Source organism: Limnospira fusiformis SAG 85.79, from assembly GCF_012516315.1.
GTDB classification, from domain to species: Bacteria; Cyanobacteriota; Cyanobacteriia; order Cyanobacteriales; family Microcoleaceae; genus Limnospira; species Limnospira fusiformis.
In genome coordinates, this window is record NZ_CP051185.1 from 4,270,604 (window position 1) to 4,283,904 (window position 13,301).

Sequence of the window (13,301 nt, forward strand, 5' to 3'; positions counted from 1 at the left end):
AAATGCCAGCCCCCTACAGTTACGACCTCAGACAAAAAGTTATTGATACAATTGAACTAGACGGTATGCCCAAAACAGAAGCCAGTCAAGTTTTCCATGTCAGCCGGAACGCCATTAATCTCTGGCTGCAAAGAAAAGCACAGACCGGAGACTTCCTCCCTAAACCTAATCACCCACCTGGCAATAACCACAAAATTACCGACTGGCATAAATTCAAGGCTTTTGCCCAAGAGCATGGCGATCAAACCTCCGCTCCAATGGCTGAACTTTGGGATGACGACATCTCTCCTCGCACCATATCCAGAGCCTTGAAGAAAATTGGCTTCACCAGAAAAAAAACTTACGGCTACCAAGAACGTTGGAAGCAACAGCGAGAGGAGTTTATTGCTCAGATTGAACAGATGGAGCCGGAAGGGTTGGTTTACCTCGATGAAGCTGGCATGAATAGTCAAGACTCGGATTATCCTTATGGTTACTGCGAGGAAGGAAAACGCTTCCATGCCCTCAAATCAGGGAAGAGGCAGGGCAGGGTGAGCTATATGGCCCCATGGTGTGATCAACAACTCTTAGCCCCCTTTAGCTTTGAGGGTTGTTGTAATCGGACAGTGTTTGAGTTGTGGTTGGAGTTCATCTTAATTCCAACACTGAAGCCAGGTCAGACTCTAGTGCTAGACAATGCAACGTTTCATAAAGGGGGGCGGATTGCTGAACTGGTGGAGGCAGCTCAATGCCGTTTACTCTATCTTCCGCCTTATTCGCCAGACCTCAACAAGATAGAGAAATGTTGGTCGTGGCTGAAAGCCCGTATTCGCCACGGTATTGAGCAGTTTGATTCTCTCCATGATGCCATGGATTCCGTTCTCAAGGCTGCGTCCTAACCGTATTGACTAGTGCTATATATATGGCGATAGCGAGTTTAAAGAAAGGGTTTGGGAAACCAAAACCAATCAAGACTACGAACAACGCATGGAAAGTAATCCCATGGACTAAGGTTCAACGGAAAGTTTTCAAGCTCCAAAAGAGTATATTTCAAGCAGCTAAATCGGGACAGGATGCAAAGGCTAGAAGGTGGCAACGTCTATTGGTGAAATCATATTATGCGTGCGAGACGTTTAGGAGTGAAATAGGGATGCAATGCCCGAAATAGCCTCCTAGTGGGACTTCCACCCCTTGGTGGAATATAAGGGACTCGTATCCTGACCATCCCATAACTGTTTATATGTCCCGACGCTTGGAGAAATCTGAGCAAGGCAGGGGACTCAAGGTCATAAACAAACTGAGAAATCAGGGAGTAGAGAGTAAAGGCGATAGCCACCCCCAATTTCAGGATACACGATTCTGGGATTGAAGCGGGGAACGGAAGGCGTGAGGTAGAACCTACTACCAAATGCGACCACTGCCAACCATCCATGACTAGGGAAACCGAATGTCTGGCTTGAACCATCGTAATGATTTAGCAGCGTAATAGGTTGCCACGCTGCGCTCAAAAGAGCAAGGGGAAAAGTAGGGTTTTGCATAAAACACCTACACAGACCTTTTTAAGTACCCCGGTGGAGAGGACAAGTCTAAAGATGGAATGCCCATATAAACGGAACGTTTAAACTCCTCATTGGTTCTCCTTATCAAAAAAGTGAGCAATATTACTCACAAGGAGTAGTGAAAAGTGTAAGCGTATACCATTGAGGGGAAAGGATGTGACTGAAAGCCAATGCCTAATTGTAATGATTAGGATATGCCCACTAGTCACGGTGTAGATATAGAGACTGCGACAAGTAGGAGTAATATGACGAGAGCGAGTTTAAAGACTACGAGTTGTATGCCAAGCTCCCAAAGTTGGAATCATAAAGCGGGGGTTCGTAACCCTGTTCCTAGTGACAAAAAGGGTATCTACATTAGGAGCCGTATGAGGTGAAAGTCTCAAGTACGGTTTGGAAGTGGAGTTGGGGAAGGTGACTTCCCTTTCGACCATAACCCGACTCTTAGCAGTACGGCTGTAGGGGCGGGTTCCACGGTCAGCCATGCTTCCCAACAGTCAGCTTAATAAACCCGCCCCCCAAGATAATCAAGGCAAGAAAACGGCTGGAGTCGATGGAGTAAGAGTAATCTCTCCAAGGCCAAGGTTTGAGCTTGTTGAGAGCATTAAGGGAAACCTCAAAACAAAACCACTGCGACGGGTGTGGATACCAAAACCTGGAAGGGATGAAAAACGCCCTCTAGGAATACCCACAATCCAGGTGTTGCATCATAGAAAATGATATTCTCAAATAAATCAAGATAAATTGTCCTTATTGCCAAAGCCATAAAGTAGTCAAAAATGGTCATCGTCAGGGAAAACAGAGTTACCTGTGCCGTGAATGTGGTCGCCAATTTCGAGAAAATCCCTGTCCTGGAGGTTACAGTTCTGATGTCAAAGAGCTTTGTGTGAAAATGTCCCTCAATGGCATGGGATTTCGAGCCATTGAGAGAGTCACTGGTATTTCTCACAACACAATACTTAACTGGGTTAGAGTTGCAGAAACCCACATTGATGAGGCAAACTATGAAATTCCTGAAATAGCTCAAATTGATGAGCTTCAGACTTTTGTGGGTTCAAAAAAAAACCATCTGGGTCTGGACAGTTGTGAATACCAAACTGCCTGGAATTCTGAAGTTTGTCATAGGCGACCGCTCATTGCTGACTTTTACCACATTATGGCAAATGATTCAGGGCTGGGCTGGTTTTCTATATATTACGGACGGATACAAAGTTTATCCTTGCTTAATTGAGGATTGCAATCATCTAGTCAGCAAAACGGCTATGACAAGAGTAGAAGGAGAAAACTGCCGTCTGAGGCACTATTTAGCCAGGCTACATCGCAAAACTTTGTGTGATTCCAAGTCCACTGAGATGTTGTACAAATCAATTCGCTTACTTATCTATTATTTGAAGCATGGACAACTTCCTCCGTTCTCTTAATCATTCCTCACTGTGCAATACCCACAATCCAAGATAGAGCAAGGCAAGCCTTGGTTAAGTCGGCTCTCGAACCTGAATGGGAATCGAGATTTGAAAGCACAAGCTATGGGTTCCGTCCTGGACGGTCAGCCCACGATGCAATATCCAGAATCTACCAAAGTATAGCACAAGACAGAACACTTAGGACGTATAATGGAGAGGACGAGATGACTAAGAAGACCAAAAATGCCAGCCCCCTATAGTTACGACCTCAGACAAAAAGTTATTGATGCCATTGAACTAGACGGTATGCCCAAAACAGAAGCCAGTCAAGTTTTCCATGTCAGCAGGAACACCATTAATCTCTGGCTGCAAAGAAAAGCACAGACCGGAGACTTCCTCCCTAAACCTCATCACCGACCTGGCAATAACCACAAAATTACCGACTGGGAAAAATTCAAGGCTTTTGCCCAAGAGCATGGCGACAAAACAGCAGCTCAAATGGCTGAACTTTGGGATGACGACATCTCTCCTCGCACCATATCCAGAGCCTTGAAGAAAATTGGCTTCACCAGAAAAAAAAACTTACGGCTACCAAGAACGTGATGAGCAACAGCGAGAGGAGTTTATTGCTCAGATTGAACAGATGGAGCCACAAGAAGTGGTCTACCTCGATGAAGCCGGCATGAATAGTCAGGACTCGGATTACCCTTATGGTTACTGCGAGGAAGGAAAACGCTTCCATGCACTCAAATCAGGGAAGAGGCAGGGCAGGGTAAGTATGATAGCCGCATGGTGTCATCAACAACTCTTAGCTCCCTTTAGCTTTGAGGGTTGTTGTCATCGGACAGTGTTTGAGTTGTGGTTGGAGTTCATCTTAATTCCAACATTGAAGCCAGGTCAGACTCTAGTATTGGACAATGCAACGTTTCATAAAGGGGGACGGATTGCTGAACTGGTGGAGGCAGCTCAATGCCGTTTACTCTATCTACCACCTTATTCGCCAGACCTCAACAAGATAGAGAAATGTTGGTCGTGGCTGAAAGCCCGTATTCGCCACTGCATTGAGCAGTTTGATTCTCTCCATGATGCCATGGATTCCGTTCTCAAAGCTGCGTCCTAACCACCTTGACTAATACTATATAAACAAAGGAGGTTATTATATACTGGATTCGTGCGAAACGTTTAGGAGTGAAATAGGGCTGCGATGCCCGAAATAACCTCCTAATGGGACTTTCACTCCTTGGTGGAATATAAGGAATTCATATTCCTGACCATCCCATAACTGTTTATATGTCCCGACGCTTGGAGAAATCTAAGCAAGGCAGGGGACTCAAGGTCATAAACAAACTGAGAAATCAGGACGTTGAGAGTAACGGCGATAGCCACCCCCAGTTTCAGGATTCACAACCCGTCAGATTGAAGCGGGGAACGGAAGGTTCCGAGGTGTAACCCAACACCAGAAACGAGACCACTGCCAACCATCCATGATTAGGGAAACCGAATGTCCGGCTTGAACCATCGTCAATATAAAGTAGCGAAATAGGTTGACACGCTGCGTTCAAAAGAACAAGGGGAAAAGTGGGGGTTTGTATATACTACCCAGAAGCAACGAAAGTTGTGCACAGACCTTTAATGTACCCCGGTGGATAGGACAAATCTAAAGATGGAATGCCCGTATAAACGGAACGTTTAAACCCCTTTTAGGCTCTCGACAAGTACATCTTGTTGAGTAGTGAAAGTGTAATCGTATGCCTTTAAGGGGAAGGGATGTGACTGAAAGCCAAAGCCTAATTGTAATGGTTAGGATATGCCCACTAGTCACGGTGTAGATATAGTTACTGCAATCAACAGGAGTTTAACGGCGAAAGCGAGTTTAAACACTACGATGTTGTATTTAGCTCCAAAAGTTGAAGTACAAAAGCAGGGGTTGGTAACTCTGTTCCCGTTGCCAAGGGGTATCTACATCAGGAGCCGTGCGATGCGAAAGTATCAAGCACGGTTTTGAATGGGAGTGGGGGAAGGCGACTTCCCTCTCGACCCCTACCGGACATAGCTAAATGCTTTGACCGAATAAACCATGATTACCTACTGTCCAAAATTCATTGTCCAAGCAACCTCAAGAAAGACCTGAAACAATGGCTCAAAGCTGGGGTGCTAGACAACGGTGTATTTGAGGATACAGAATCAGGGACACCTCAAGGAGGGGTAATAAGTCCAATACTCGCCAACATCGCACTGGATGGCATGGTTAGGCTCATAAAAACAATGTATCCCAAGAAAGCAAACAGAGCACAAGCTACTGTTATAAGATACGCTGATGACTTTGTTGTGATATCCCCATCACTAGAAATCATTGAACAGTGCAAAACTGCTATTTCCGAGTGGCTAAAACCTGTTGGACTAGAAATAAAACCTGAAAAGACTCGAATTTGCTACACACTCAATCCCATTGAGTACAACGGCAAGACTGAGGAACCTGGGTTTGATTTTTGAGGATTCAATGTTAGGCAATATCCGGTAGGAAAATATAAATCTGGGAAAAGTCAAAAAAGGTTCAAAACCCACATCAAACCCAGCAATAAAGCAGTTAAAGCTCATACAGAAGTAATTAAGGGTGTAATAAAACAACATAAAACAGCACCCCAATCAGCTCTGATAAGCAAACTAAACCCAAGTATAAAGGGATGGTCAAACTACTACTCAGGGGTAGTCTCATCTGAGACCTTCAATAAACTGGATAACATAGTCTGGTTAATGTTACGGGCATGGACAGTATCAAGATGCAGAAAGGCAAACTACGAGAAGCTAGGAAACTACTTCCAACAAGGAACGGTTAAACTTAGCAATGGGAAAGAAAGACATGAATCTTGGTTATTCAAGACTAAAGATGGATTTCAACTATGGAAACATAATTGGACTCCGATTGTCAGACATACCACAATACGCCCTGATGCAACACCATACGACGGAAACTGGACTTACTGGGCAACCAGAAAAGGACAAGCAATCGACACGCCAATTAGGGTAGCAAAACTACTCAAAAAGCAAAAAGGCAAGTGTACCTGGTGTGGGCAATACTTTACCCCATCAGACCTAATTGAAGTAGACCACATTGTACCTCGAAGCCTCGGTGGAAAGGATGAATACAAAAATCTTCAGCTATTACACCGCCACACCCGCGACGATAAGACGGCACTTGACAAGGCCAACGCTGTGTCCTTAACAATGGAGCAGTCAAACTAGGAGCCGTGTGAAGGGAAACTTTCACGCACGGTTCTGAATGGGAGGGGATGGAGGCGACTCCATTCTCGACCCCTAATCGGGGACTTGAACAGGTTTTCGCCAAAATGAGAATTGCTGCGGGGCTTGTATCCCATTAGCTTTGGTCAAAAGTAGGGTAAACTTAAATATTGTGATACTCCAGCGCTCCAGATAGCCCATTCCATTGTGATCGGGTCAGATGAATTGGTGCGGTGTGTGCTACCATGTTCAAGCGTAATTATAACCAGCGGGGACTGCTATCGTCACATTTGGAGAAAATATTGGATAGTGGGGCTAGGCGGAATACTCACTATAAAAGGCTCGAACCCGATAAGCGGTGGTAATACACGAGCTTGTGGGAGAAGCCCGCACCATAATCTGGCATCAGTGTCGGGAGTACCTCACTAAAGGTCAGTCAACAACCCACTGTTAACATCGAAAACCAGAATATGATTAAACCTAGGAATAAAGCTTAAACAGCATCAGAGGATAATCACCGTGCTTTATTTAGCGGAAGTACAAAAGCAGAAAAGTGGTTTTATAGGTGGCGGTCGGGCTGAACTCAAGTTGCTGGTTTGTCAGCGGGGCGAGAACAATTGGAGCGCCGTACCGGGGGACGATCTGGTTCCGGCGGAGGATGCCAACAGCTATAAGGATGGCGCTCTAGTGTTAGTCGAACTCAATGCCAGCAAACAAGTTCAGCGCATCGAGGACGGCAAAAAACTGGTCAGAATTCTTGAAGATTTTTCCCGATTGCAAGACAGATTCAAAAATCAACAAGAAGAAATCGAACAGTGGAAAGAATCCCTCACCTACCAAACTCAAGAACTAAATCGCCGAGAACAAGAACTAAATCGCCGAGAAATGGAAATGGAATCTCGGCGAGAACAGATGGATCATCTGGAAGCTGAACTCGATAAGCTCGAACAACAGCGACAGAGCCTGGAAAGGAGCAAACAACAAGAGGAGAAACTGCGAGCTGAAATAGACAAGGCTCGCCACGAAGTTGAGAGTAGCCGATCGCAACTTGAAGAAGAAAAGCGATCGCTTGAGGAACAGCGGGCAGAACTGGAAACCCATAAAGGATTAAGCCCAGAAAAAGCCCAAGAAATGCAAGCACTTCTGGAGCTACTCTCAGGTGGTAACTCTATCGAGTCTCTCAGAGAATTGATAGAGCGAGCCCAAAACCAGATCAATGATGGCATCTCTGTAGGACAAACCTACCGTCAGCAAATGGAAGAACACCGCAACCGTGCTTCTGAGTTGCAGCAGGAGGTAGACCAAGTGACTACACTGCGCCATCAGTGGTCAGAATGGCATCAGTCCCACATCACGTTGTTAAATGATCGGGCACAACTGAACTCCCGCCAAAATCTGTTGGAATTCAATGAACAACAAATTCAGCGATTAGAACAAAATATTGAATACCGACAGGCCCTGTTAGAGCAACTGCAACGTCTTTCTGAGTCGGTTGCTAGTCGTTCCACTTCTGGAGTTAAGGTAGATACGGCACCCTTGCAGAAAATGCCCATTGAACAACTACAGGCGGAAGTTCAACGCTTGCAGGAAGAATGGGATCGATGGTTCCGCATGGTTAAAGAACAAGAAGAGGAACTCAAATACAAACAAGAGGAAATTGAGGAACTTCAACAGGAAATTAATCGGGCTTCTGGGAGCGTTCGCGCTCAGAAAGAATCGGATCTAGCCGATGAACAAGATGCCTATCAAATGCTGAATAAAACCCTAGAAGGACAGCGTCGGACTTTGGGGGAAAGGGAAGACCACATGAACCAGTATCAAGCGGTTTTGCTACAACGACAAGGTAGCGCCGGAACTGTTGATATGGGGGTTGCTCTTGGCTTTCCGTCAATTCTGGCTGCTATTGAAAAACAGCAGCAAGCCAGCCGAAGTGAACTTGAGCAGTTGCGCGATCGCACGGAACAATTAAAAACTGAAATTTCTAACACGGACGCGCAATTGTCCCAACAAGAAACTGAACAGGAACAGAAACGTCAGCAACTAGAAGCCCAAGAACAGAGTTGGATTAAACAAAAACAAACGTTAGCTGAAATTCAAGGTCGCGCTAATCTCTATGAAGAATTACTACCATCCCTTGAGGAAAACTGGAATAATTTACAAGAGCAGATCGAATCGTTGTTAACACAATTTAATCAAATTCAGGAACTCAGCCAACAGCAAACTCAAACACAAGGAGAACTTAGTCAACTAATATCTGGTCTGATTTCCTAAACTGAGGATGAAACCCAGAAACAAGTCATAAGTGCGAAACCTTCAGGCATGAAATAGGGTTGAAATACCTGAAATAGCCGCCTGGTGGGGGTTTCATCCCCTAGGCGGAATACAAGGAACGCACTCCTGACCGACCCCATAACTGTTTATATGTCCCTAAGTTTTGTATCCCAAGATACCAAAATTAGGCAGGGAACCCAAGGTCAACACGCTCTGTAACAAATCGGGTAGGGGTCGAGAATGGAGTCACCTCCATCCCCTCCCATTCAAAACCGTGCTTGAGATTTTCACCTCACACGGCTCCTGGTGTGGATGCCCACATTGTCAGTGGCACAGCGATACCAACCGCTGCTTTGTCCTTCTTTGTTCAGAGCTATAGCACAAGACAGAAAAGTTAGGACGTATAGCATTAGTCAAGGTGGTTAGGACGCAGCTTGGAGAACGGAATCCATGGCATCATGGAGAGAATCAAACTGCTCACGTGCAGTGGCGAATACGGGCTTTCAGCCACGACCAACATTTCTCTATCTTGTTGAGGTCTGGCGAATAAGGCGAAAGATAGAGTAAACGGCATTGAGCTGCCTCCACCAGTTCAGCAATCCGTCCCCCTTTATGAAACGTTGCATTGTCCAATACTAGAGTCTGACCTGGCTTCAATGTTGGAATTAAGATGAACTCCAACCACAACTCAAACACTGTCCGATTACAACAACCCTCAAAGCTAAAGGGAGCTAAGAGTTGTTGATGACACCATGCGGCTATCATACTTACCCTGCCCTGCCTCTTCCCTGATTTGAGTGCATGGAAGCGTTTTCCTTCCTCGCAGTAACCATAAGGGTAATCCGAGTCCTGACTATTCATGCCGGCTTCATCGAGGTAGACCACTTCTTGTGGCTCCATCTGTTCAATCTGAGCCATAAACTCCTCTCGCTGTTGCTTCCAACGTTCTTGGTAGCCGTAAGTTTTTTTCTGGTGCAGCCAATTTTCTTCAAGGCTCTGGATATGGTGCGAGGAGAGATGTCGTCATCCCAAAGTTCAGCCATTTGAGCTGCTGTTTTGTCGCCATGCTCTTGGGCAAAAGCCTTGAATTTTTGCCAGTCGGTAATTTTGTGGTTATTGCCAGGTCGGTGATGAGGTTTAGGGAGGAAGTCTCCGGTCTGTGCTTTTCTTTGCAGCCAGAGATTAATGGTGTTCCGGCTGACATGGAAAACTTGACTGGCTTCTGTTTTGGGCATACCGTCTAGTTCAATGGCATCAATAACTTTTTGTCTGAGGTCGTAACTATAGGGGGCTGGCATTTTGGGTCTTCTTAGTCATCTCGTCCTCTCCATTATACGTCCTAAGTGTTCTGTCTTGTGCTATATGTAGATATCCTTGCCATTATACGTCCTAACTTTTCTGTCTTGTGCTATAATTATTAATTATTAATTATTCATTGTAGGGGCGCGCCTCAGCCGTCAATTATCAATTCCCCACCCAGGTTTTGGTAAACCCGCCCCACCGTTTCCCCTGAGAAACCCGGTTTCTCAAAGAAACCGGGTTTCTTGACCACGATATGGGTGGTGCGTCAGATGAACCAAATTGGCCGTTGACCCGATAGGTTATCCCTCTGACGCACCCTACGAGGGTGATAATTATTAATTATTAATTGTAGGGGCGCGCCTCGGCCGTCAATTCTCAATTCCCCACCCAGGTTGTGGTAAACCCGCCCCACCGTTTCCCCTGAGAAACCCGGTTTCTCAAAGAAACCGGGTTTCTTGACCACGATATGGGTGGTGCGTCAGATGAACCAAATTGGCCGTTGACCCGATAGGTTATCCCTCTGACGCACCCTACGAGGGTGATAATTATTAATTATTAATTATTAATTGTAGGGGCGCGCCTCGGCCGTCAATTCTCAATTCCCCACCCAGGTTGTGGTAAACCCGCCCCACCGTTTCCCCTGAGAAACCCGGTTTCTCAAAGAAACCGGGTTTCTTGACCACGATATGGGTGGTGCGTCAGATGAACCAAATTGGCCGTTGACCCGATAGGTTATCCCTCTGACGCACCCTACGAGGGTGATAATTATTAATTATTAATTGTAGGGGCGCGCCTCGCCGTCAATTCTCAATCCCCACCCAGGTTGTGGTAAACCCGCCCCACCGTTTCCCCTGAGAAACCCGGTTTCTCTAAAGAAACCGGGTTTCTTGACCACGATATGGGTGGTGCGTCAGATGAACCAAATTGGCCGTTGACCCGATAGGTTATCCCTCTGACGCACCCTACGAGGGTGATAATTATTAATTATTAATTATTAATTGTAGGGGCGCGCCTCGGCCGTCAATTCTCAATTCCCCACCCAGGTTGTGGTAAACCCGCCCCACCGTTTCCCCTGAGAAACCCGGTTTCTCAAAGAAACCGGGTTTCTTGACCACGATATGGGTGGTGCGTCAGATGAACCAAATTGGCCGTTGACCCGATAGGTTATCCCTCTGACGCACCCTACGAGGGTGATAATTATTAATTATTAATTGTAGGGGCGCGCCTCGGCCGTCAATTCTCAATTCCCCACCCAGGTTGTGGTAAACCCGCCCCATCGTTTCCCCTGAGAAACCCGGTTTCTCAAAGAAACCGGGTTTCTTGACCACGATATGGGTGGTGCGTCAGATGAACCAAATTGGCCGTTGACCCGATAGGTTATCCCTCTGACGCACCCTACGAGGGTGATAATTATTAATTATTAATTATTAATTGTAGGGGCGCGCCTCGGCCGTCAATTCTCAATTCCCCACCCAGGTTGTGGTAAACCCGCCCCACCGTTTCCCCTGAGAAACCCGGTTTCTCAAAGAAACCGGGTTTCTTGACCACGATATGGGTGGTGCGTCAGATGAACCAAATTGGCCGTTGACCCGATAGGTTATCCCTCTGACGCACCCTACGAGGGTGATAATTATTAATTATTAATTGTAGGGGCGCGCCTCGGCCGTCAATTCTCAATTCCCCACCCAGGTTGTGGTAAACCCGCCCCACCGTTTCCCCTGAGAAACCCGGTTTCTCAAAGAAACCGGGTTTCTTGACCACGATATGGGGGTGGTGCGTCAGATGAACCAAATTGGCCGTTGACCCGATAGGTTATCCCTCTGACGCACCCTACGGACTAGAATGATGATTCGGTTATTATCTGTATTTGGTAGTCTGAACCACCCCGGTATATGAAAAAAGCGCTAATTTGTGGAATATCTGGACAGGATGGAGCCTATTTAGCATCACTGCTGTTAGATCAAGGTTATGCGGTATATGGTACTTCCCGTGATGCACAGATGTCATCATTTCGGAACTTGAAAAGGTTGGGAATTTATGACCGAGTGAAATTATATTCCATGTCTCTCACCGACTTTCGTAGTGTTCTTCAAGTTTTGACCCAGGTTGAACCACAGGAAGTCTATAACTTGGCGGGTCAGAGTTCCGTGGGTCTATCCTTTGACCAACCTGTGGAAACCCTCGATAGTATCGCTGGGGGAACCCTCAACCTCTTAGAAGCGATCCGATTTACTGGCGCACCTATTAAACTCTATAATGCTGGGTCTAGTGAGTGTTTTGGTGATACCTACGGCGAACCTGCGGATGAAAATACCCCCTTTCGTCCTCGCAGTCCCTACGCGGTCGCTAAGTCCGCCGCCTTTTGGGAAGTCGCTAACTATCGCGAAGCCTATGGTTTATTTGCTTGTTCTGGAATACTATTTAACCATGAGTCCCCCCTGAGACCCTCCCGGTTTGTGACTCAGAAAATTATTCATGGAGCCTGTGCGATCGCCTCTGGAAATCAGGATAAACTATATTTGGGTAGAATCTCCGTGCAGCGAGATTGGGGTTGGGCTCCTGAGTATGTCGAGGCCATGTATTTGATGCTTCAGCAGCCACAAGCTGATGATTATGCGATCGCTACCGGGGAAACTTACTCTCTTGAGGATTTTGTCAAAACTGCTTTTGATTGTGTCGGTCTAAACTGGGAAGATTTTGTCGAAACTGACCAAAGCCTCTACCGTCCTACAGATATCGCTGTCGGTCGCGCCTCCCCCGCTAAGGCTAAACATAAGTTAGGATGGGAGGCTCAGGTTAAAATGCCTGATATAGTCAAAATGATGGTGCAAGCGCAACAGGAGCGATCGCCATAATACCTACATAGATATGATATAATATCATAGTCTATGCTGACAACTCTGATTTTTGATTAATTATTTACTAATGGCTAAAAACAAAGAAGTTCACATTCTGGAAGTTGTCTTAGTCCCTAAAGAGGACTGTGAGTCCCTGCTGGATTTTAAGATTGATAGACCCCAAGCCGAAGCTAAACTTAACTCTGCGGAAATTGAATTTTCCGGTTGGGTATTGGGTAAAACTTTACCCGCTATTGCTGTGGAAATCCTACAGGGGGAAAAGATTGTTAAAACTATTTCCGTTAGTGATTCTCGTCCTGATGTCGCCAAGGTTTACCCCGACGCACCAAGCGCCAGTATTAGTGGCTTTAAAGAAATTATTGATTTGGGGGAATTTTCTGGGGAAAATGAACTCACTGTACAGGCTATTTTGCGGGATGATAGTATTGTTACTATCGGACAGGTACGATTCCAAACTCCTGAATCGGCTCAAGTTTCCGAATCCCCAACTGTGATATCATCTGAAAAGCTGGAACGTGCTAGGGCGGATTTAGAGCGATCGCGTCAATTTTTGGAACAGGTAAAAGCCGACTTAGCCAAATACGAAGTTAACCCATAACCGCAGCTATATGGTCATCCCGCCGCTGGGAAACCCCTAGGAACCCGGACAGTTGGTTGATTAACCCCACCCACATCAACCTATGTTGGGTTCC

11 protein-coding genes and 3 pseudogenes are annotated in these 13,301 nt (G+C 46.1%); 10 read left to right on the top strand and 4 right to left on the bottom strand.

Features of this window, described 5'->3' with window-relative positions:
- Window positions 1–2: 2 nt before the first annotated feature.
- Both HFV01_RS19955 and HFV01_RS19960 read left to right on the top strand, forming a co-directional pair.
- Window positions 3–878 carry an IS630 family transposase gene (locus HFV01_RS19955; RefSeq protein WP_006620968.1) on the top strand — a complete coding sequence of 292 codons (876 nt, stop codon included), beginning with the start codon at window positions 3–5 and terminating at the stop codon, window positions 876–878.
- Between the two features lie 23 nt (window positions 879–901).
- Entirely contained in the window at window positions 902–1,147 is a 246-nt protein-coding gene (locus HFV01_RS19960) for a reverse transcriptase N-terminal domain-containing protein (RefSeq protein ID WP_048894957.1), read from the top strand.
- 118 nt (window positions 1,148–1,265) lie between these two features.
- On the opposite strand, the gene HFV01_RS19965 is transcribed toward HFV01_RS19960, so the two are convergent.
- Window positions 1,266–1,487 (bottom strand): hypothetical protein, encoded by a 222-nt coding sequence (locus tag HFV01_RS19965; protein WP_193520191.1) that lies wholly within the window; start codon window positions 1,485–1,487, stop codon window positions 1,266–1,268.
- Between the two features lie 567 nt (window positions 1,488–2,054).
- Here HFV01_RS19965 and HFV01_RS31015 point away from each other — a divergent pair.
- Window positions 2,055–2,234: pseudogene (locus tag HFV01_RS31015) on the top strand (HNH endonuclease); the annotation flags it as partial.
- On the opposite strand, the gene HFV01_RS19970 reads toward HFV01_RS31015, so the two are convergent.
- A complete protein-coding gene (locus tag HFV01_RS19970) occupies window positions 2,152–2,367 on the bottom strand; it encodes a hypothetical protein (RefSeq protein ID WP_162198534.1) in 216 nt (71 codons plus the stop codon). The pseudogene HFV01_RS31015 and the gene HFV01_RS19970 sit on opposite strands and share 83 nt — an antisense overlap.
- Here HFV01_RS19970 and HFV01_RS19975 point away from each other — a divergent pair.
- The 3 genes from HFV01_RS19975 to HFV01_RS19985 all read left to right on the top strand — a co-directional run bounded on the left by HFV01_RS19975 (window position 2,275) and on the right by HFV01_RS19985 (window position 4,058).
- Window positions 2,275–2,956, top strand: a protein-coding gene (locus HFV01_RS19975; RefSeq protein WP_085937431.1) for an IS1-like element ISArma2 family transposase whose coding sequence is annotated in 2 segments (ribosomal slippage) — window positions 2,275–2,592 and window positions 2,594–2,956 — 681 coding nt in all. Because the reading frame shifts where the segments join, the coding sequence is not laid out codon by codon here. The two genes, HFV01_RS19970 and HFV01_RS19975, sit on opposite strands and share 93 nt — an antisense overlap.
- A gap of 50 nt (window positions 2,957–3,006) precedes the next feature.
- A complete protein-coding gene (locus HFV01_RS19980) occupies window positions 3,007–3,198 on the top strand; it encodes a hypothetical protein (RefSeq protein ID WP_071533519.1) in 192 nt (63 codons plus the stop codon).
- Window positions 3,182–4,058 (top strand): IS630-like element ISAtsp1 family transposase gene (locus tag HFV01_RS19985; protein ID WP_193520331.1). Its coding sequence is split into 2 segments (ribosomal slippage): window positions 3,182–3,511 and window positions 3,513–4,058, totalling 876 coding nucleotides; the frame shifts between segments, so codons are not numbered across the junction. Before HFV01_RS19980 ends, HFV01_RS19985 begins: the two co-directional genes overlap by 17 nt.
- 274 nt (window positions 4,059–4,332) lie before the next feature.
- Here the strand turns inward: HFV01_RS19985 and HFV01_RS19990 are convergent.
- Entirely contained in the window at window positions 4,333–4,500 is a 168-nt protein-coding gene (locus HFV01_RS19990; protein ID WP_193520468.1) for a hypothetical protein, read from the bottom strand.
- A gap of 484 nt (window positions 4,501–4,984) precedes the next feature.
- Between HFV01_RS19990 and HFV01_RS19995 the strand changes: the two are divergent.
- Window positions 4,985–6,181 (top strand): annotated as a pseudogene (locus HFV01_RS19995) (group II intron reverse transcriptase); the annotation flags it as partial.
- A gap of 516 nt (window positions 6,182–6,697) precedes the next feature.
- A complete protein-coding gene (gene hmpF / locus HFV01_RS20000; RefSeq protein WP_006620975.1) occupies window positions 6,698–8,449 on the top strand; it encodes a pilus motility taxis protein HmpF in 1,752 nt (583 codons plus the stop codon).
- 422 nt (window positions 8,450–8,871) lie between these two features.
- On the opposite strand, the pseudogene HFV01_RS20005 reads toward hmpF, so the two are convergent.
- Window positions 8,872–9,747, bottom strand: a pseudogene (locus HFV01_RS20005) (IS630 family transposase).
- A gap of 1,896 nt (window positions 9,748–11,643) precedes the next feature.
- Between HFV01_RS20005 and HFV01_RS20010 the strand changes: the two are divergent.
- Window positions 11,644–12,606 (top strand): GDP-mannose 4,6-dehydratase, encoded by a 963-nt coding sequence (locus tag HFV01_RS20010; protein WP_006620981.1) that lies wholly within the window; start codon window positions 11,644–11,646, stop codon window positions 12,604–12,606.
- A gap of 70 nt (window positions 12,607–12,676) precedes the next feature.
- On the top strand, window positions 12,677–13,207 hold the full coding sequence (locus tag HFV01_RS20015) for a hypothetical protein (RefSeq protein WP_006670677.1): 531 nt from the start codon (window positions 12,677–12,679) through the stop codon (window positions 13,205–13,207).
- Window positions 13,208–13,301: the final 94 nt, after the last annotated feature.